The organism is Acinetobacter sp. T63, assembly GCF_053852345.1.
Map to the genome: position 1 here is coordinate 170211 of NZ_CM132659.1, position 19171 is coordinate 189381.

Below are 19171 nucleotides of genomic sequence, written 5' to 3' on the forward strand. Positions count from 1 at the left end.
ATGAATATCAACCTCACATTGATTGGCCAAGCGATTGCATTTGCGATTTTCGTCGCATTCTGCATGAAGTTTGTATGGCCACCACTAATCAATGCGATTAGTGAGCGTCAGCGTCGCATCGCTGATGGCTTAAATGCTGCTGAAAAAGCAAAAGCTGACCTTGCTGATGCGCAAGCACAAGTTAAGGCAGAGCTAGATGCAGCGAAAGCACAAGCGGCTCAATTGATCGAACAAGCGAACCGTCGTGCAGCACAATTGGTCGAAGAAGCGCGTACTCAAGCATCTGCTGAAGGTGAGCGTATCCGTCAACAGGCGAAAGAAGCTGTTGATACTGAAATCAATGCTGCTCGCGAAGAATTACGTCAACAAGTCGCTGCTTTGGCAGTTGCCGGTGCTGAGAAAATTCTTAGCCAGCAAGTTGACGCAGAAGCTCACAATGCCATGCTGAACCAGCTGGCTGCTAAACTTTAAGCGAGGCGAAATATGGCTGAACTCTTGACGTTGGCACGCCCATATGCGAAAGCAGCATATGCTTATGCCTCTGAGCAAAGTGCAACTGACAGTTGGTCACAAGCACTAGCATTGCTCAGTGCTGCGGTACAAGACGAAGCATTTTCAGCTTACTTAAATCGCCCTGAGCTTACTCCTGCAGAGCAGGTGAGTGTTTTTGCAAAAGTTTTAGGTGAAGACCAGACTGCAGCATTGTCAAACTTTTTGACTTTGCTTGCTGAAAATGATCGTTTGTCTTTAATGCCTGAAATTCAAGCAGAATATGAACAGCTCAAATCACAGAATAACAACAATGTGGACGTCGTAATTGAATCGGCTTTCCCATTGTCTGCTGACCAGGAACAAGTGTTGAAAGCGGCGCTGGAAAAGCGTTTCAACAGCACGGTTTCTATTGTAGTAGAAGTCAACCCGGCGTTAATCGCGGGTGTTGTTATTCGTGCAGGCGACCAAGTGATAGATGATTCTGCGCTTAACAAGCTTGAAAAAATGCGGACTCGTCTTCTTGCGTAATTGCATATAAGAAGACTGAACTTTAAAAAGATTGAGGTATAGCGCAATGCAACAACTGAATCCATCCGAGATCAGTGCGCTCATTAAACAGCGTATCGGCGATCTGGACACCAGCGCGACCGCTAAAAACGAAGGTACCATTGTTATGGTATCCGACGGTATTGTGCGCATTCACGGTCTTGCTGATGCAATGTACGGTGAAATGATCGAATTCGACGGCGGCTTATACGGTATGGCACTGAACCTAGAACAGGATTCAGTGGGCGTCGTTGTTTTAGGTAACTACTTAGGCCTTCAAGAAGGTCAAAAAGCTCGTTGTACAGGTCGTGTATTAGAAGTTCCGGTTGGTCCAGAACTTTTAGGCCGTGTCGTAGATGCTTTGGGTAACCCAATTGATGGTAAAGGCCCAATTGATGCGAAATTAACTGATGCTGTAGAAAAAGTAGCACCAGGCGTAATTTGGCGTCAATCAGTGGATCAACCTGTACAAACTGGTTATAAATCAGTAGATACAATGATCCCAGTTGGCCGTGGTCAGCGTGAGTTGATCATTGGTGACCGTCAGACTGGTAAAACAGCTATGGCGATCGATGCGATCATCGCTCAGAAAAACTCTGGCATTAAGTGTGTATACGTAGCAATTGGTCAAAAACAATCGACTATCGCGAACGTAGTACGCAAGCTGGAAGAAACTGGCGCTATGGCGTATACCACTGTTGTAGCAGCAGCTGCAGCTGATCCAGCAGCAATGCTGTATCTGGCGCCTTATGCTGGCTGTACAATGGGCGAATACTTCCGTGATCGTGGTGAAGACGCGTTAATTATTTATGATGATTTGTCTAAGCAAGCTGTTGCTTACCGTCAAATTTCATTGCTTCTTCGTCGTCCACCAGGTCGTGAAGCTTACCCAGGTGACGTATTCTATCTACATTCACGTCTACTTGAACGTGCTTCTCGCGTATCTGCTGACTATGTTGAGAAATTCACTAACGGTGAAGTTAAAGGCCAAACTGGTTCATTAACTGCATTGCCGATTATTGAAACTCAAGCAGGTGACGTATCTGCATTCGTACCGACTAACGTAATTTCGATTACTGATGGTCAGATCTTCCTTGAAACATCATTATTCAACGCGGGTATTCGTCCTGCGGTGAACGCCGGTATTTCTGTATCGCGTGTTGGTGGTTCGGCTCAAACGAAGATCATCAAAAAATTGTCTGGTGGTATCCGTACCGCTTTGGCGCAATACCGTGAATTGGCAGCGTTTGCTCAGTTCGCTTCTGACCTTGACGAAGCAACTCGTAAGCAACTTGAACATGGTCAACGCGTAACTGAGTTAATGAAGCAGAAACAATATGCGCCTTACTCAATTGCTGACCAGGCTGTTTCAGTTTATGCATCTAACGAAGGCTACATGGCTGACGTTGAAGTGAAGAAAATCGTAGACTTTGATGCTGCGTTAATTTCTTACTTCCGTTCAGAGCACGCTGCGTTAATGCAACAAATCGATGAAACTGGTGATTACAACAAAGACATCGAAGCTGCAATCAAAGCAGGTATTGAAAGCTTTAAAGCGACTCAAACTTACTAATTTAGCACTTTGCTAATTAGTGTTGGTTTGGTTCACGGATCAACCTTCGAGGGCTCGAAAGGGCCTTCGAATACTAGGTTAAGCGTATGGCAAACTTAAAAGAAATTCGCGCCAAAGTAGCTAGTATCAAGAGCACGCAGAAGATTACTCGAGCGATGCAAATGGTAGCTGCTTCTAAGATGCGTCGTGCGCAAGAGCGCATGGCTCAAGGCCGTCCGTATGCCGAAAATATGCACCGTGTAATTGCTCATTTGGTACAAGCGAATCCTGAATATAAACACCGTTATATGGTTGAACGTCCTGTGAAGCGCGTTGGCTATATCATTGTTTCTTCAGATCGTGGTTTGGCAGGCGGTTTGAACATTAACTTGTTCAAAAAAGTGGTCAAACACGTACAACAGCAACAAGAGCAGTCAATTGAAGTTCAATTTGCTTTAATTGGTCAAAAAGCGGTTTCGTTTTTTAAAAACTACGGCGGTAAAGTACTAGGTGCAACTACAAACGTAGGTGATACACCAAGTCTTGAACAGTTATCTGGTTCTGTACAGGTGATGTTAGACGCTTATGATAAAGGCGAGTTAGATCGTATTTATCTGGTGTCCAACGGCTTTGTCAATGCCATGACTCAAAATCAAAAAATCGAACAGCTTGTTCCTTTAGCAGCTGCTGAAGAAGACAAGACCCTGAACCGTCAATACGGTTGGGACTATATCTATGAACCAGAAGCAGAAGAACTGCTGAATGGTTTATTGGTTCGTTATATTGAGTCTGTGGTGTATCAAGGTGTGATTGAAAACATCGCTTGTGAGCAATCTGCACGTATGGTCGCAATGAAAGCTGCGACAGATAACGCAGGTGAGCTTATCAAGAACCTACAACTTATTTATAACAAGCTGCGTCAAGCCGCGATTACTCAGGAAATTTCTGAGATCGTTGGTGGTGCCGCTGCCGTTTAACATTATTTTGAATTGAGGAGACAGCAATGAGTAGCGGTCGTATCATTCAGATCATCGGCGCGGTTATCGACGTCGAGTTTGAACGCAACAGCGTTCCTAAGATCTATGACGCTCTTCACGTTGATGGCACTGAAACTACTTTAGAAGTTCAGCAACAACTTGGTGACGGCGTTGTACGTACAATTGCGATGGGATCTACTGAAGGTCTTAAACGTGGTTTGAACGTAACTAACACTAACGCGCCGATCTCTGTACCAGTAGGTACAGCGACACTTGGTCGTATCATGGACGTTCTTGGTCGCCCTATCGACGAAGCTGGTCCAGTTGCAACTGAAGAGCGTTTACCAATTCACCGTCAAGCGCCTTCTTATGCAGAACAAGCGGCTTCTACTGACCTTCTAGAAACTGGTATTAAAGTCATCGACTTACTATGCCCGTTCGCGAAAGGTGGTAAAGTTGGTCTGTTCGGTGGTGCCGGTGTTGGTAAAACTGTAAACATGATGGAGTTGATCAACAACATCGCGAAAGCGCATTCAGGTTTATCTGTATTCGCTGGTGTTGGTGAGCGTACTCGTGAAGGTAACGACTTCTATCACGAGATGAAAGACTCTAACGTTCTTGACAAAGTAGCAATGGTCTACGGTCAGATGAACGAGCCACCAGGTAACCGTTTACGCGTAGCGTTGACTGGTTTGACTATGGCTGAGTACTTCCGTGATCAAAAAGACGAAAACGGTAAAGGCCGTGACGTACTATTGTTCGTTGACAACATCTATCGTTATACACTAGCGGGTACTGAAGTATCAGCACTTCTAGGTCGTATGCCATCTGCAGTAGGTTACCAACCGACTCTTGCAGAAGAGATGGGTGTTCTTCAAGAACGTATTACATCTACTAAGTCTGGTTCTATTACGTCAATCCAAGCGGTATACGTACCTGCCGATGACTTAACAGATCCATCGCCTGCAACTACGTTCGCTCACTTGGACGCAACTGTTGTATTGAGCCGTGACATCGCTTCTCAAGGTATTTACCCTGCGATCGATCCACTTGACTCTACTTCACGTCAGTTAGATCCACTTGTAGTAGGTACTGAGCATTACGAAATCGCTCGTTCAGTTCAAAACGTTCTTCAACGTTACAAAGAATTGAAAGACATTATCGCAATTCTTGGTATGGACGAATTGTCAGAAGAAGACAAACTTACTGTATACCGTGCACGTAAGATCCAACGTTTCTTCTCTCAACCGTTCCACGTAGCTGAAGTATTTACTGGCGCGCCTGGTAAACTTGTACCGCTTAAAGAAACGATTCGTGGCTTTAAAGGTCTTCTAGCTGGTGAATACGATCACATCCCAGAACAAGCGTTCTATATGGTTGGTGGTATTGACGAAGTGATTGCTAAAGCCGAGAAACTTTAATTAGCTACCTAATTTAGGAGGTTCTCATGGCGACTATGCAATGTGACGTTGTAAGTGTTCAGGAGTCTTTGTACTCTGGCACTGTAACTATGCTAATTGCAAAAGGTGCTGGCGGTGAGTTGGGTATTATGCCTGGCCACGCTCCGCTGGTAACTTTGCTCCAACCTGGCGCGATCCGCGTTATTTTGGAAAATGGTACAGAAGAATTAATCTATGTATCTGGTGGTGTTCTAGAAGTTCAACCGCACGTTGTTACGGTTCTTGCAGATACTGCAGTCCGTGCAGAAAACTTGGATGAAGCGGCAATTATTGAAGCGCGTAAACACGCTGAACAATTGCTGGCGAATCAAAAGAGCGATTTGGACGCTGCTGCTGCTTTGGCTGCTTTGGCAGAAACTGCTGCACAGTTGGAAACGATCCGCAAAATCAAAAACCGCGCAATGTAATTGCTGGTTTAAGATTGAAGAAACCACCCGAAAGGGTGGTTTTTTTATGAATACTATTTAATGGAATATATTAGTAAATAACTTATATATTTGTTATATCTCATGCTCTTAAAAAATAAATAAGGGGAATTTGGGGTGTCAAATAAAATTATTTTACCGCTATTATTATCATTAGGTTTTGTTGGTTGTGCTTCGGTTCCGAAAGCAGATCCACAAGCAGTGCAGCAACAAAAAAAGATTCAAGCGCCACAAGCAGGTCAAGCAGGAATCTATGTGTACCGCTCGAATAGCGTTGTAGGTGCAGGACTCAAGAAAGATATTTGGGTTAATGGTGAGTGCTTGGGTGAAACTGCACGTGGTGTTTATTTTTATACAGAGGTAGAAGGTGGTAAAACACATATTGTGTCTACAGAATCAGAGTTTTCTCCTAATCACCTGAACGTAACTACACAAAGTGGGAAAAACTATTATGTTCAACAATACATTAAACCAGGTGTATTTGTTGGTGGTGCAAACGTAAAATTGGTTGATGAGACTGAAGGTCAGCAGGCGATTGAAAAATACAGTTTGGCAGTAGGCGGCAAATGTTCTAAGCCTTCTATTCAACTTCCTAAATAATAATTTCCACATCTGTGTTTGCGGTTGCTGCAAGGTGTAAATCGCAAACACTTGCTTTTGATCTAAAGACTTTCATTCATCTTTACTTAACCCAGCTCTATATCCATTTTTCCAAACTCTGATAATTTCATTGTTTAATTTTTCATAAAAATAGCCTGAAACATGCCAAGCTGTTCTCATAAAAATAGAATTTAGAGCTGTTCAGGATATTCCTTATGCTCACCACCCTGATAAGTCGCAAAACGTGGCTGCTTGCGTTCAAACACCGGTGCCGGACTCGGCCATGGCCATTCACCAAAATGGGTGTCGCGGTAACGTTTAAAGGCAGCGTTCAGTTCATCTTCACTATTTAGTACAAACGGTCCGCGCATGGCTACCGGTGCACCAATTGGCTCACCTTCAAGCCATAGAATCCGGGATTCAAGTAGTCCGCCTTTTAAATGAATCTCGACATCCGGTTTTAGTTCGGCCAGATGTTTCACGTCCATCTGCTGACCTTCAAGCTCTAAACTCTTACCCTGATAGAAATAACAGAAGCGGGTCGAACTGGCGCTGGTGGCTGGAATGGTCACTTCAGCTTCGGGCGCTAAGGTAATCAGGTAAATATTCACCTTGTTTTCAGCCGGCGCTGCCCATGAATGAGGTGGGCGTGGCAGGGCATCGGTTTCTTTAAACTGGCCGGAAATTACCCGGATATCAGCTTTCTGGCCTGCCGCATTGGCTTCAATTACATGCGGAATCTGCTCGCGCCATAACATTTTATAATCAGCTGGCTGTTGCTTCTGCTCAGGCGATGAATTAAACCAGATCTGGAACAGTTCCATTGGGTTGGCTTGGTCTTCATGCACGAGTGGAAACATCTCGCAGTGTTCGACTCCATTGCCGGTGGTCAGCCATTGCACATCTCCAGCGGCATAGCGACCGGCATTGCCGAGTGAATCAAAATGATCGACCACGCCTTGTTCCACTAAGGTAATGGTTTCAAAACCGGTATGTGGGTGCTCAGGGAAACCGGGCACCACATCGCCATAATACATATTGTATTCTTTATTTTGTGGTGACGTTTGCGGACCCAGTTGGGCATTGCCAGCCGGAAAATGATCCAGATGATGGGCACAGAAGATAAACGGATCTTTCAGATCTAAACGGAATGTCACCGGTACAACAGAATAAATCAGTGGATGCTGCATGGCAGACCTCTTATTTTTAAATGAACGCATTATTTTTTTAAATTTTAACCATCAGGATTAGCTCAAAAAGCTATCTCAATTAAGCAGACTCACCACCCAGATGGGCAGTGAGCCTGAAAATCAGGATTCAGTTGCTGCCTGATTTTCAGTGTCAGTGTTTGCGCTTTCAGTATTTTCAGAATTCTCTGACTGTAACAGGATGCTGGCCAGTTTCACCATTTCAGACTGTACCGTGCCCATCTGCTGCTGAATTTTGGCAAAGTCGACTTTGCTGAGATCAATCTGGCCATTTAAAAACGGCGAAGCCAGAACCTGTTCATTGGCTTGCAGAATGTTCTGGCGAATATTGTCAATTTCCTGACTTTTTAAATTCAAACTGTTTAAGGCGCTATTAAAGCCTTGTAACTGCTGTTGCAATTTGCTGGCTGCAGTTTGTAGCTGTTGATGATCCTGACTGTTGATGGCCTGTTGTAGCTCGGTCTGGGTCTGGCGTAACTGCTCGACATACTCACCGGCTTTCAGCTGCATATCAGCCACATCGCGCACAATATAAAACATATTGCCACTTTTTAAATCGGCTTGTGGCGCTGGGCTTTGCTGCTGGGAGGTGATTTCGGTATCCGGATCGGCTTCCGAAACCGGAGCGCTGGGCTGGTCACAGCCGACCAGCAGTAGACCTGAGCTCAACAGACCCAAGGGCAGGAGAAAATGGGAAAAGGCGCGTTTCATGGCAAGATCAATCACAATTTTTTATCTTGCAGTTTAATATAGGGGCTTTAATTAAATAAAAAACAGATTGTTGCAAAGCAATAACAATTTTCCAGGACAAGCAGGCGGTGTGATTAGCGTGGCTTATGGATGTCTAGATCTATAAAAAAGAGGGCCGCAACCCTCTCTGTTACTGCAAACAATTAACGCGCCAGTTCGGCATTAATTGCGTCTACAATACGTGGGTCATCGGCCTGAATGTCTGGGGCAAAACGTGCCACCACTTCACCTTCTTTATTGACCAGGAATTTTTCGAAGTTCCACAGCACTTCAGGTGGTTCATTTGGGGTCAGACCATAATCCACCAGATCTTTCCACCATGGGCCTTCACCAATCCGTTCTGGAATGGCCTGGGTCAGACGAGCATATAGCGGATGTTTATCTTCACCCACCACTGAAATTTTGGCGAATAACGGGAAATCTGCCTGATAATTCAGCGAACAGAACTGCTGGATTTCTTCATTGCTGCCGGGTTCCTGCGCCAGAAAGTCATTGGCCGGGAAACCGAGAATTTCCAGACCTTGTTCTTTTTTCTGCTGATAAAGCTTTTGCAGACCTTCATATTGCGGCGTCAGACCGCATTTAGAAGCCACGTTTACAATCAGCAGCACCTTGCCTTGATACTGGTTCAGTGTGGTTTCTTCACCCTGAATGGTCACGACCGGAATGTCATATACAGATGCCATGTGTTTATCCTAAAGTGATTTATTGTCGTTCTCTGTTGTAACGGGCTTTGCCCAATCCCGCAAGACCTATTGCTGCGGCTTTTGGCAGATTTTTGTATAGCGCTGTGTCAATGCGGCATATTTTAAGCAGGTGCGGAATCCCAGCAAAGTGGAGTGATGGAGCAATTTGAACGCAGCACAAGATTTCACCATCGCGAACTGCCCCAAAGCAGTTAAATTGGACTAGAATGAGGGCACAAGGAAAGTTTAAAAATAAAGTGAAAAGGCATTCATTCAGCGCAGGAAGCAGCGTCTGCTTCAGGCCGATCGACTCAACAAGGAACAGAATATGACACAGCAAGAAAAAATGCTGTCTTGGGCCATTCTTTTACCGGTCAGTGCGGTACTGATCTGGTCACTGAATATTGTCGTGACCCGCTATGTGACCGACTTTATCTCGCCGGTGAGCATCAGTTTTTATCGCTGGTTTTTTGCCTTTCTGATTCTGACCCCGTTTATTTTGCCGCGGGTGATCCGTGAACGCGCCCTGATTGTACCGCATCTGAAACAGCTGGCAGTGCTGAGTGCCTTTGGACTGGTGCTGTATCAGGGACTGGCCTATACCGCTGCGCATTACACCACCGCCACCAATATGGGCATTATTAATGCCTTTATTCCGATTTTTACCATTTTTGTGTCGATGCTGATTCTGCGCGATATTCCGAATCGCTACGCCATTATTGGCAGCCTGTTGTCCTTTGCCGGGCTAATCTATGTGATGGGGCAGGGCAATCCTTGGGGCTTGCTGCATGCCGGTGGTCAGTGGGGCGATCTGCTGATGATTATTGCCGTGTTTTTCTATGCCTTTTACGGGGTTTTTCTGAAAAAATGGCAGCTGCAGATTCCGTTAATGCTGAGCCTGTATGTGCAGATTCTGTTTGCACTGCTGTATCACCTGCCGTTTGTGGCCTGGTTGGGTCTTGATGCTATCAATATGGCCAATGCCGGCAGCGTGATCTACGCCAGTATTTTTCCTTCATTAATTGCCCCTTTGGTGTGGATGATGGCGATTCAGCGTCTGGGACCGAACCGCACCAGTATCTTTATGAACCTGATGCCGGTGTTTACCGCTTTAATTGCCTTTGTCTGGTTAAAAGAGGCCTGGACCATTTATCACAGTATTGGTGGGGCGATTATTCTGTTCGGAATTGTGCTGGCCCAGAAAAAAACTGTGGCGCCAGTGCTGCTGAAAGCTAAATAATTGCCTAAAAAACGAACAAACAAACTTAATTTTTTGCTTGAATGATCTCGTGAATAAAGGCAAATAGACTTTAGTCGAGGAGAGTAGCTTTTAGCTTCTTTAAAAAGCACTTTAAAAAGAGCAAGATAATTTGAACTTTTTCAAATAATGGTTGATTAATCATAGGTTTAAGCTGCTTTTTAAGAGCTAAAATATATTTGTTTTTTTTAAACTGTTCACCCATAATACGCTCCATCGCAGATCAGCGACTGTTGCTGATTTGCCCAGAGATTTCGATACCCTCTGGATGTGATTGATACACATCCTTTTTTATGCTCAACCATCCCTATATGGTTGAGCTTTTTTTTGCCTGAAATTTCTTTCATTTCTGGCCCGATCTTCAGTCACGAATCACGGCACCGGTTTCAGCATCCAGAATACGGCTAGGTAACTGGCTGAGTCCCAAATCGCCATTTAAATAATTCAGCTGATTGCCAAAATACTGGCTGGCCTCTTGCAGGGAGCGCGCCGGTTCCTGTCCGGCCGGATTGGCACTGGTCGATACAATAAAGCCGCTAAAGGCATGACATAGCGCGACACAGAGCGGATGCGTGGTTACACGTACCGCGACTTTAGGATGCTGGCCTTTAATCCAGCTGGGAATATGCTCACCTGCCGGCAACAACCAGGTGGTAGCACGCTCTGCGGGTGGATTGAGCCAGGAGTCGATCACCTGTTGACGCTGTGGTTCGGCCAGGTTGTGCAGCAAATGTTCTACCTGGGAAATATGACCTGCCAATAAAATCACGCCTTTTTCAATCGGACGCTGTTTCAGTTGCAGAATCTGCATAAAAGCATCTTGGTTATACGGGTCACAGCCGAGACCCCAAACTGCCTCTGTAGGATAGGCCAGCACCTGTCCTTGCTGTAGACAAGTGGCTGCTTCGGCAACAGAGGTTGTAATCATGTGGTACACCTTTCGAGGTTATGCGGGGTGTACTATTGTGAACCTTATTGCGATGGACGACAACGCAGATATAGCCCCGATTGCTGCATTGCCATCCCGAGCAGCTCCAGTTCCATTAACTGAGCGGTTAAATGGGCGGTTTCCTGTTGCAGTTCGCTGGCCAGCTGGTCCATGTTTTTACCGACCCAGTCCAGCTGGCTGTATAGGGCCAACAGATGTTCGGGTAAGGTCGGGTGGGCAGCTGCAGATGCTGTAGCGGATAAGGTCGCCTGCTGCTGGCTCAGCCATTGGGTTGGCAAGGCCAGATCTTCAATGACCTGTTCCGGATGATCAACCAGAATCGCGCCTTCCCGAATCAGTTGATGGCAGCCCTGATGAAATTCACTGTAAATATGTCCCGGAATGGCAAACACGGTTTTACCTTGCTCGGCCGCCAGTTTGGCGGTAATCAGCGAGCCGCTGTCCAGCGTGGCTTCGGCTACAATCACTCCCAGGCTAAGTCCACTGACAATGCGGTTACGCCGTGGAAAATGCTGCTGTAGCGGTTTGGTCTGTGGCAGGAACTCACTGATAATGGTGCCATGCTGTTGCAGAATCTGGTCACGCAGACCCTGATGTGTGGTTGGGTAGGTTAAGTCCAGACCAGTACCCATCACGGCAATGGTACGTTGATGTTTTAGGCCGCCCTGATGGGCTGCTTCATCAATGCCTTGCGCCAGGCCACTGTTAATAAAAAAGCCTTTTTCACTTAAATAATAGGCAAAGTCATAAGCCACCTGCCGGCCATGCGGACTGGCTTTGCGACTGCCGACAATTGCCACTTGTGGCTGAAGTAAAGGTTGCGCCTGTCCCTGACCAAATAAAATCGGTGGCTTATCGGCATAGGGCAGCAGTTGGGTGGGGTAACCGACATCTTCGGGAATAAGAATAAAATCGGTATGTTGCTGGATGCGCTGCAGCAAGTGCTGGAAGTCGGCTTGTGCCTGTGCTTGATGAAAATCCCGTGCGCGTTGCAGATGGTTCTGATGCAGTCCCAGTTCTGCCCAGCGCTGCAGGTTGCCGGCTTCGGTGGCCGCAGCGGCCGAACCGAAGTGCCGGATTAATTTATAAAAGCTGGGGAGCGAATGCTGAACCAGATACCACAGGCGAATCGTTGCGAGATGACCGGGTGATATCGTATTCAGCATGGCTCATCCCTCAGTCTTAATCTTCCATAATCGGTGGCTGAATACCGGCCCCGACTTTAATTGGTAGTTCGCTGTCCAGAATATAGGCATAGCTGAGCTGGTCAAAGGTTTTAAAGACCATGGCATAGCCAATACGCTCGCCTGGCAGCTGCACCCGTTCACGGGTTTTCGGATCGGTGACCACTTCGCCTTTTTGAGTTACCGCAAATACATGACCGGATTGCACGCCGTGCGCCTGACCACGGTCAATGGTGACCACACTGTGTTTAGCTGCGGTACCAATTGAACCCATCACGCGTACCACCTGGCCATCTGCTGCAATGTGTTCGGCATTGGTCGGGTAGAATAGGGTTGGTAACATCGGGTCATATTCTGGCAGCACACGATCGCCACGACGCACTTCGGCATTGTAGGTATCGGTCAGTTCCAGGGTGGTAATATCATTTTCACCGCGTACTGCAATACCGGATGCAACCTGAGTCAGCTCCAGACCGGCATTGTATTTTTTACCGTTGGCATCGGTGAAGATATACGGTTCGCCTTCACGATACACAGCATAACGCTGGCCAACTTGCAGACCCTGACCGCGGGCATAGACATTCTGGCCTTTGGCCGCCAGGACACGCTGATCCGCCGTGCCTAAAATATAAGGCGTCTGTTGCAAAGATTCAGGGGCAATAATGCTGGTACGTTCCAGCCAGTGCTGGATGTACTCCAGTGGAATCACCGGAATGGTATTGTTGAGTGACTCGACCCGGATTTGCGGCTGCAGGCTGGTGGTGTTACCGGTATAACGACGGATAATACCTTCACAGCCATCACCTTCATCTTTACCAATGATCGGGCGGCCATCATAGGTACACATCAGCAGGCGATCTCCCGGGAAAATCCAGTGCGGATTTTTCACGTGCTTGTTGCTGGCCCAGATTTCACGCCAGCGCAGCGGGTTTTGCAGAAACTTCTTGGAAATATCCCACAGCGTATCGCCTTTTTTCACCACATACACATTTGGTGCATTGGCCTGTAAGGTCGGTGGGTTGATATTGCGTGCCGGTGCGGCCTGTACAGTACTGACTGCGCCCACCCCAAAACTGAAACAGACAGCAAGTGCCAGCGCCTGCTGTTTTAACCCCAAGGCACGAAAAGAAGATGTGCCCTTCAAAACCTTTTTCATTATCATAATTCCTAAAATTATGTATGTAGTTGCGTTATAATAACGATCTTACATACATTTTTTCGATGAAGCATTCCTTCATTCGGTTATTTGACCAATGGCAAAGCTGAGGACGTAATATGGCCTTATTACCTATTTTAAGTTTCCCCGATCCCCGTCTTCGTACCATTGCACAACCCGTCGAAGAAGTTACTGATGAAATTCGTCAGCTCGCCGCAGATATGTTTGAAACCATGTATGAAGCGCCCGGCATCGGGCTGGCTGCAACGCAGGTTGACCGTCATATTCAGCTGATTGTTATGGATCTGTCTGAAAACAAAGACCAACCGATGGTATTCATTAACCCCAAAATTACCCCATTGACTGAAGAAACCCAGCCTTATGAAGAAGGCTGCTTGTCAGTGCCTCAAATATACGACAAAGTTGAGCGTCCGTCACGTGTAAAAATTGAGGCAATTAACCTTGAAGGTCAAGCATTTGAGTTAGAAGCGGACGGACTTCTCGCTGTCTGTATCCAACATGAAATGGATCACTTAAATGGTAAGCTTTTTGTCGATTATCTGTCGCCATTAAAGCGCCAGCGTGCCCGTGAAAAAGTCGAAAAAGTGGTGCGTCAGCGTCAGAAAGTGGCGGTTAAACGCTAAACAGCCCTGCGACCAAAAGATCAGGACAAAACAGCCCAATTTCGATTGGGCTTTGTTATACTTGGGCCAGTCAAAAGCAGGAATATATGTTTGTTGATTCGTAGTGGTTTACTGCTCTCACTGATGGCAGTATTTTTACAGATTGCTGTTTTTTTACAGCCTTTGCTGCCGAAAGCCTATCAGGTGGCACCGGTCTGTGAAACCATTACGCGTGCGCTTTTATTGCCGGTTGATCATTCAGCGCATGGACATGCCCATTCCGAACATCTGTACAGTCAGCATCAACCAGTCATTTCAGATGACGGGCATAATCATCATGATGCCAATCATCAATGCCAGTACTGTACCGTGTACGGCAATCTTGTTTTACCCCCAGAACTCAGTGTGAAAGAAGTGCTTGATCGTATTCAAGTGCGTTTTATCGCTTTTGAAAAAGCTTTCCAGCATGTCTGGTTTGCACTGCAACGACTATTTCTTATTCCTCAGGGTAGGGCACCGCCACTGTTTGCATAAAACCGCGTTTGTTTTGCTTGGGTCTTGAATGACTTAAGCCGTGTTTTATATGTATTCCAGTGAGAAATGAAAAATGGCTCAGCCAAAATTCTTTTTACAGCCTCTTGCGGCTGCGATTTGTGTTGCTTGTTATTCACCAGTTGTGTTTGCAGAAACCCCAACACCCGTCCAAAGTCTGGCACCAATTGTGATGACTGCGCATCAGGGCAATGATGCCAACGGCCTGATTGTCCGTGCCGATCCGAAACAGCCAATTCAACCGATTCCAGCCACCGATGGTGCAGATTATCTGCAAAGTATTGTCGGTTTTAGCGCGGTCAACAGTGGCGCCGGCACCAATGGCGATGTAACTTTCCGGGGTATGTTTGGTTCGCGGATTAAAATTCTGACCGATGGCACAGAAAACCTGGGTGCCTGTCCGAGTCGTATGGATTCACCGACCTCCTATATTTCACCAGAAAGTTATGACCAGATTTCGGTAATTAAAGGCCCACAAACCGTGCAATATGCCAATACCGGTTCAGCTGCCACCGTGATTTTTGAGCGCCGTCCGGAACAGTTTGATGAAGATCAGCACTATCGTGGTCAACTGAGTGTGCTGGCCGGTTCATTTGGCCGTCTGGACCATAATATTGAGGTTGCAGCAGGCGACGAGCAGAAATATATTCGCCTAAATAGCAACCGTTCGGTATCGAATAGCTATCAGGATGGTGAGGGCAATACCGTGCCATCGGACTGGGAACGTTGGAATGCTGATGTAGCACTGGGCTGGACCCCGGATGCAGATACCTGGGTCGAACTGACTGGGGGGAAAGCCGATGGTGAAGCGGTGTATGCTGGCCGGATGATGGATGGTTCTAAATTTGCCCGTGAAAGTCTGGGTTTACGTGTTGAAAAACAGAACGTCACTGATGTGATCAAGAAAATTGAAGCGCAGGTTAACTACAACTTTAATGATCATGTGATGGATAACTATAGTTTGCGTCAAGTCGGCATGGCTGAGCATCATATGACCCACGAAATGGTTGAGGCTAAATCTGCCATGAATGTGACGCGCCGTACCTTGAATGCCCGAATGGCCGTCACTCATGAATGGGACAAGTTGCAGTTTATTACCGGTGTGGATAGTCAGAATAATAAACATGGCAAAGGGATGTATTCTGCAACCATGCCAAGAATGAACTCACCTGTTACAACAGATATGGAGTTTCAATCTATTGGTGGTTTTGGTGAGTTGGGTTATCAGCTGAGTGAGCAGAATCGTTTGGTGGGCGGTGTTCGTGTCGATCAGGTTGAAGTAGATGCGGTACAAACCGCACAGCAACGTCAGGAAACCTTACCGAGTGCTTTTATTCGTTTGGAAAACCAGCATCCTCATCATGATGCTAAAACCTATATTGGGCTTGGTTATGTAGAACGGATGCCAGATTATTGGGAACTGTTTAGTCCCGTTTCAGGAAATGGCAATACCAATACCTTTAAAAACATTGATACTGAAAAAACTTTGCAGCTAGATTTTGGTTATCAGCATGAGCATGGTGCATTTAGCTCCTGGGTGTCTGCATATGCAGGGTTGATTCAGGATTTTGTACTGACCGATTATCTGCCAACAGGCCGTATGGGTATGCTGGAAGCACATACCCAGAATGTCGATGCCACGATTGCGGGTGCAGAAGCGGGGCTGGCATATCAATTTAGCGATGCGATTCAGGCAGATGTTAGCGCAATGTATGCCTGGGGTGAAAACACCACTGACAATACGCCGTTACCACAGATTGCACCGCTTGAAGGTCGTGTAAACTTACGTTATATCCAGGATCGTTATACCTTGGGTGCCTATTGGCGAATCGTAGATGGTCAAAACCGGATTAGCCAGAACCAGGGCAATATTGTGGGCTATGACCTGAAAGAAAGCGCAGGTTTCGGCACCTTATCTTTAAACGGCACGTACCATCTTTCCGATGGGGTTGATCTTTCTGTGGGAATCGACAACGTTCTAGATAAGACGTATACCGAACATCTCAATAAAATGGGGAATGCAGGTATTGGTTTAGCCGCCAACGAGCAATTCAATAATGTGGGCCGTAATTATTGGGCACGAATGAGCTTTAAATTCTAATTAGCTCGAAATGCAGACAAAAAGCAGGGCGAAAGTCCTGCTTTTTATTTTTAAAATTTTATAAAATTTATTTATTTCAATAGCTTAATATAAATTGATATTTCCAAATAAAATTACGAATATTTTTCTTAAAATATTTTTTATAAATAAAACAATTATTTATAAATTTTTTGGATTATAAAATAAACACACGTTTCAGAAGTTTTAAAAAAGGTATTGCAACCCCTCTGAAATCCTGTAGAATGCACATCCATCGGCGGTGGTGTTGATAAAAACTTGTTGATAAACAAGGATTTAGCTAAAATGGTTGAGTTCTGGTTTAGGTAGTAAGTTTAGAAATAAAATCAACATTGCATGTTGACTTTCTAAAAATAGAGAGTAATATAGCCGACCTAGCTTGATGCTGACGAAGCATCGAGAAGATCATTAAGAGATTATGAAGAACAACTTGTGTGGATTTTTACTGGTTGATTGATCGAATATATTTTCATTAATTGATTGGTTTAAATTACTCGAAGTTTATTTGAGCGAATTTAAGTCAGAAATTGATGAGCCAGATTTGGTCACTTCGAATAAAGTGACAAAATGATTTTAACTGAAGAGTTTGATCATGGCTCAGATTGAACGCTGGCGGCAGGCTTAACACATGCAAGTCGAGCGGGGAAGGTTGCTTCGGTAACTGACCTAGCGGCGGACGGGTGAGTAATGCTTAGGAATCTGCCTATTAGTGGGGGACAACATTCCGAAAGGGATGCTAATACCGCATACGTCCTACGGGAGAAAGCAGGGGATCTTCGGACCTTGCGCTAATAGATGAGCCTAAGTCGGATTAGCTAGTTGGTGGGGTAAAGGCCTACCAAGGCGACGATCTGTAGCGGGTCTGAGAGGATGATCCGCCACACTGGGACTGAGACACGGCCCAGACTCCTACGGGAGGCAGCAGTGGGGAATATTGGACAATGGGGGGAACCCTGATCCAGCCATGCCGCGTGTGTGAAGAAGGCCTTTTGGTTGTAAAGCACTTTAAGCGAGGAGGAGGCGCTCTAGGCTAATACCCTAGATGCGTGGACGTTACTCGCAGAATAAGCACCGGCTAACTCTGTGCCAGCAGCCGCGGTAATACAGAGGGTGCGAGCGTTAATCGGATTTACTGGGCGTAAAGCGCGCGTAGGTGGCTAATTAAGTCAAATGTGAAATCCCCGAGCTTAACTTGGGAATTGCATTCGATACTGGTTAGCTAGAGTATGGGAGAGGATGGTAGAATTCCAGGTGTAGCGGTGAAATGCGTAGAGATCTGGAGGAATACCGATGGCGAAGGCAGCCATCTGGCCTAATACTGACACTGAGGTGCGAAAGCATGGGGAGCAAACAGGATTAGATACCCTGGTAGTCCATGCCGTAAACGATGTCTACTAGCCGTTGGGGCCTTTGAGGCTTTAGTGGCGCAGCTAACGCGATAAGTAGACCGCCTGGGGAGTACGGTCGCAAGACTAAAACTCAAATGAATTGACGGGGGCCCGCACAAGCGGTGGAGCATGTGGTTTAATTCGATGCAACGCGAAGAACCTTACCTGGCCTTGACATACAGAGAACTTTCCAGAGATGGATTGGTGCCTTCGGGAACTCTGATACAGGTGCTGCATGGCTGTCGTCAGCTCGTGTCGTGAGATGTTGGGTTAAGTCCCGCAACGAGCGCAACCCTTTTCCTTACTTGCCAGCATTTCGGATGGGAACTTTAAGGATACTGCCAGTGACAAACTGGAGGAAGGCGGGGACGACGTCAAGTCATCATGGCCCTTACGGCCAGGGCTACACACGTGCTACAATGGTCGGTACAAAGGGTTGCTACACAGCGATGTGATGCTAATCTCAAAAAGCCGATCGTAGTCCGGATTGGAGTCTGCAACTCGACTCCATGAAGTCGGAATCGCTAGTAATCGCGGATCAGAATGCCGCGGTGAATACGTTCCCGGGCCTTGTACACACCGCCCGTCACACCATGGGAGTTTGTTGCACCAGAAGTAGGTAGTCTAACCTTAGGGAGGACGCTTACCACGGTGTGGCAGATGACTGGGGTGAAGTCGTAACAAGGTAGCCGTAGGGGAACCTGCGGCTGGATCACCTCCTTAACGAAAGATTGACGATTAGTAAGAATCCACAACAAGTTGTTCTTCATGACGATGTATCTGAGGGTCTGTAGCTCAGTTGGTTAGAGCACACGCTTGATAAGCGTGGGGTCACAAGTTCAAGTCTTGTCAGACCCACCACTAACGACAAGCAAGCAATTGCAGAGCGAATAGAAATCAGAACATTGGCTTAAATGATAAGCTGGGGACTTAGCTTAGTTGGTAGAGCGCCTGCTTTGCACGCAGGAGGTCAGGAGTTCGACTCTCCTAGTCTCCACCATAGATTATAGAGCTTAGTAAGTTTATGCTTATTAATCTCTGTGATTTATCACAGTTAACTGCAGTCCGACGAGGATGCAGTGAATCATTAACAGATTGGCAAAATTGAGTCTGAAATAAATTGTTCACTCAATCAATATACGTTAACGCGTTGTTATGACGGGTTGATGAACGTAGATTGAATTGAGAACTAGCAAATTAACTGAATCAAGCGTTTTGGTATATGAATTTAGATTGAAGCTGTACG

18 protein-coding genes, 2 tRNA genes and 1 rRNA gene are annotated in these 19171 nt (G+C 46.2%); 14 read left to right on the plus strand and 7 right to left on the minus strand.

What is annotated here, in order from left to right; translation table 11 throughout:
• The 7 genes from ACVLR6_RS00795 (at nucleotide 1) to ACVLR6_RS00825 (ending at nucleotide 6052) form a co-directional block, all read left to right on the plus strand.
• Nucleotides 1-471, plus strand: a complete 471-nt coding sequence (locus tag ACVLR6_RS00795; RefSeq protein WP_005181403.1) for a F0F1 ATP synthase subunit B — start codon at nucleotides 1-3, stop codon at nucleotides 469-471.
• 12 nt (nucleotides 472-483) lie between these two features.
• Nucleotides 484-1020: a F0F1 ATP synthase subunit delta gene (locus ACVLR6_RS00800; RefSeq protein WP_005181408.1), complete on the plus strand. Its 537-nt coding sequence runs from the start codon at nucleotides 484-486 to the stop codon at nucleotides 1018-1020.
• 46 nt (nucleotides 1021-1066) lie between these two features.
• The gene (gene atpA / locus ACVLR6_RS00805; RefSeq protein WP_005181412.1) at nucleotides 1067-2611 is read left to right on the plus strand and encodes a F0F1 ATP synthase subunit alpha; all 1545 of its coding nucleotides are present in this window, start codon (nucleotides 1067-1069) and stop codon (nucleotides 2609-2611) included.
• An 86-nt stretch (nucleotides 2612-2697) separates the two neighbouring features.
• Entirely contained in the window at nucleotides 2698-3567 is an 870-nt protein-coding gene (gene atpG, locus ACVLR6_RS00810) for a F0F1 ATP synthase subunit gamma (protein ID WP_005181426.1), read from the plus strand.
• Nucleotides 3568-3593: 26 nt separating this feature from the next.
• Nucleotides 3594-4988, plus strand: coding sequence for a F0F1 ATP synthase subunit beta (gene atpD, locus ACVLR6_RS00815; protein ID WP_104490036.1), 1395 nt, complete (start codon nucleotides 3594-3596; stop codon nucleotides 4986-4988).
• A gap of 26 nt (nucleotides 4989-5014) precedes the next feature.
• Nucleotides 5015-5434, plus strand: coding sequence for a F0F1 ATP synthase subunit epsilon (locus tag ACVLR6_RS00820; RefSeq protein WP_005181432.1), 420 nt, complete (start codon nucleotides 5015-5017; stop codon nucleotides 5432-5434).
• 135 nt (nucleotides 5435-5569) lie between these two features.
• Nucleotides 5570-6052, plus strand: a complete 483-nt coding sequence (locus ACVLR6_RS00825) for a DUF2846 domain-containing protein (RefSeq protein WP_005181435.1) — start codon at nucleotides 5570-5572, stop codon at nucleotides 6050-6052.
• A gap of 191 nt (nucleotides 6053-6243) precedes the next feature.
• Here ACVLR6_RS00825 and ACVLR6_RS00830 read toward each other — a convergent pair whose 3' ends face one another.
• From ACVLR6_RS00830 to ACVLR6_RS00840, 3 genes are all read right to left on the minus strand, one after another.
• Nucleotides 6244-7242, minus strand: a complete 999-nt coding sequence (locus ACVLR6_RS00830) for a pirin family protein (protein ID WP_168384815.1) — start codon at nucleotides 7240-7242, stop codon at nucleotides 6244-6246.
• Between the two features lie 120 nt (nucleotides 7243-7362).
• Nucleotides 7363-7971 carry a hypothetical protein gene (locus tag ACVLR6_RS00835; RefSeq protein ID WP_455995643.1) on the minus strand — a complete coding sequence of 203 codons (609 nt, stop codon included), beginning with the start codon at nucleotides 7969-7971 and terminating at the stop codon, nucleotides 7363-7365.
• 182 nt (nucleotides 7972-8153) lie between these two features.
• On the minus strand, nucleotides 8154-8696 hold the full coding sequence (locus ACVLR6_RS00840) for a glutathione peroxidase (RefSeq protein ID WP_455995645.1): 543 nt from the start codon (nucleotides 8694-8696) through the stop codon (nucleotides 8154-8156).
• 328 nt (nucleotides 8697-9024) lie between these two features.
• Between ACVLR6_RS00840 and ACVLR6_RS00845 the strand changes: the two genes are divergently transcribed.
• Nucleotides 9025-9936, plus strand: a complete 912-nt coding sequence (locus tag ACVLR6_RS00845) for a DMT family transporter (RefSeq protein ID WP_005181447.1) — start codon at nucleotides 9025-9027, stop codon at nucleotides 9934-9936.
• Between the two features lie 70 nt (nucleotides 9937-10006).
• Here ACVLR6_RS00845 and ACVLR6_RS00850 read toward each other — a convergent pair whose 3' ends face one another.
• The 4 genes from ACVLR6_RS00850 to ACVLR6_RS00865 form a co-directional block, all read right to left on the minus strand.
• Nucleotides 10007-10159 (minus strand): hypothetical protein, encoded by a 153-nt coding sequence (locus tag ACVLR6_RS00850; RefSeq protein WP_228152267.1) that lies wholly within the window; start codon nucleotides 10157-10159, stop codon nucleotides 10007-10009.
• 156 nt (nucleotides 10160-10315) lie between these two features.
• Nucleotides 10316-10882 carry an L-threonylcarbamoyladenylate synthase gene (locus ACVLR6_RS00855; protein ID WP_005181449.1) on the minus strand — a complete coding sequence of 189 codons (567 nt, stop codon included), beginning with the start codon at nucleotides 10880-10882 and terminating at the stop codon, nucleotides 10316-10318.
• Nucleotides 10883-10926: 44 nt separating this feature from the next.
• Complete coding sequence (gene dprA, locus ACVLR6_RS00860; protein ID WP_168391263.1) at nucleotides 10927-12069, minus strand: DNA-processing protein DprA; 1143 nt, start codon at nucleotides 12067-12069, stop codon at nucleotides 10927-10929.
• A 16-nt stretch (nucleotides 12070-12085) separates the two neighbouring features.
• On the minus strand, nucleotides 12086-13243 hold the full coding sequence (locus tag ACVLR6_RS00865; RefSeq protein ID WP_016658990.1) for a LysM peptidoglycan-binding domain-containing protein: 1158 nt from the start codon (nucleotides 13241-13243) through the stop codon (nucleotides 12086-12088).
• 119 nt (nucleotides 13244-13362) lie between these two features.
• Between ACVLR6_RS00865 and def the strand changes: the two genes are divergently transcribed.
• The 6 genes from def to ACVLR6_RS00895 all read left to right on the plus strand — a co-directional run bounded on the left by def (nucleotide 13363) and on the right by ACVLR6_RS00895 (nucleotide 18925).
• Nucleotides 13363-13887, plus strand: coding sequence for a peptide deformylase (gene def, locus ACVLR6_RS00870; RefSeq protein ID WP_005181462.1), 525 nt, complete (start codon nucleotides 13363-13365; stop codon nucleotides 13885-13887).
• Between the two features lie 90 nt (nucleotides 13888-13977).
• On the plus strand, nucleotides 13978-14400 hold the full coding sequence (locus ACVLR6_RS00875) for a DUF2946 family protein (RefSeq protein ID WP_016658991.1): 423 nt from the start codon (nucleotides 13978-13980) through the stop codon (nucleotides 14398-14400).
• A 73-nt stretch (nucleotides 14401-14473) separates the two neighbouring features.
• Entirely contained in the window at nucleotides 14474-16519 is a 2046-nt protein-coding gene (locus tag ACVLR6_RS00880; protein WP_455995647.1) for a TonB-dependent copper receptor, read from the plus strand.
• A 592-nt stretch (nucleotides 16520-17111) separates the two neighbouring features.
• Nucleotides 17112-18648: ribosomal RNA gene (locus tag ACVLR6_RS00885) — 16S ribosomal RNA — on the plus strand.
• 61 nt (nucleotides 18649-18709) lie between these two features.
• A tRNA-Ile gene (locus ACVLR6_RS00890) sits at nucleotides 18710-18786 on the plus strand.
• 63 nt (nucleotides 18787-18849) lie between these two features.
• Nucleotides 18850-18925: transfer RNA gene (locus ACVLR6_RS00895), tRNA-Ala, on the plus strand.
• Nucleotides 18926-19171 lie beyond the last annotated feature (246 nt).

Bases quoted from the DNA above. Each gene is read 5' to 3' on its own strand.
- ACVLR6_RS00795 (WP_005181403.1), top strand. From the start codon at position 1: ATGAATATCAACCTCACATTGATTGGCCAAGCGATTGCATTTGCGATT.
- ACVLR6_RS00800 (WP_005181408.1), top strand. From the start codon at position 484: ATGGCTGAACTCTTGACGTTGGCACGCCCATATGCGAAAGCAGCATAT.
- atpA (WP_005181412.1), top strand. From the start codon at position 1,067: ATGCAACAACTGAATCCATCCGAGATCAGTGCGCTCATTAAACAGCGT.
- atpG (WP_005181426.1), top strand. From the start codon at position 2,698: ATGGCAAACTTAAAAGAAATTCGCGCCAAAGTAGCTAGTATCAAGAGC.
- atpD (WP_104490036.1), top strand. From the start codon at position 3,594: ATGAGTAGCGGTCGTATCATTCAGATCATCGGCGCGGTTATCGACGTC.
- ACVLR6_RS00820 (WP_005181432.1), top strand. From the start codon at position 5,015: ATGGCGACTATGCAATGTGACGTTGTAAGTGTTCAGGAGTCTTTGTAC.
- ACVLR6_RS00830 (WP_168384815.1), bottom strand. From the start codon at position 7,242: ATGCAGCATCCACTGATTTATTCTGTTGTACCGGTGACATTCCGTTTA.
- ACVLR6_RS00835 (WP_455995643.1), bottom strand. From the start codon at position 7,971: ATGAAACGCGCCTTTTCCCATTTTCTCCTGCCCTTGGGTCTGTTGAGC.
- ACVLR6_RS00840 (WP_455995645.1), bottom strand. From the start codon at position 8,696: ATGGCATCTGTATATGACATTCCGGTCGTGACCATTCAGGGTGAAGAA.
- ACVLR6_RS00845 (WP_005181447.1), top strand. From the start codon at position 9,025: ATGACACAGCAAGAAAAAATGCTGTCTTGGGCCATTCTTTTACCGGTC.
- ACVLR6_RS00850 (WP_228152267.1), bottom strand. From the start codon at position 10,159: ATGGGTGAACAGTTTAAAAAAAACAAATATATTTTAGCTCTTAAAAAG.
- ACVLR6_RS00855 (WP_005181449.1), bottom strand. From the start codon at position 10,882: ATGATTACAACCTCTGTTGCCGAAGCAGCCACTTGTCTACAGCAAGGA.
- dprA (WP_168391263.1), bottom strand. From the start codon at position 12,069: ATGCTGAATACGATATCACCCGGTCATCTCGCAACGATTCGCCTGTGG.
- ACVLR6_RS00865 (WP_016658990.1), bottom strand. From the start codon at position 13,243: ATGAAAAAGGTTTTGAAGGGCACATCTTCTTTTCGTGCCTTGGGGTTA.
- def (WP_005181462.1), top strand. From the start codon at position 13,363: ATGGCCTTATTACCTATTTTAAGTTTCCCCGATCCCCGTCTTCGTACC.
- ACVLR6_RS00880 (WP_455995647.1), top strand. From the start codon at position 14,474: ATGGCTCAGCCAAAATTCTTTTTACAGCCTCTTGCGGCTGCGATTTGT.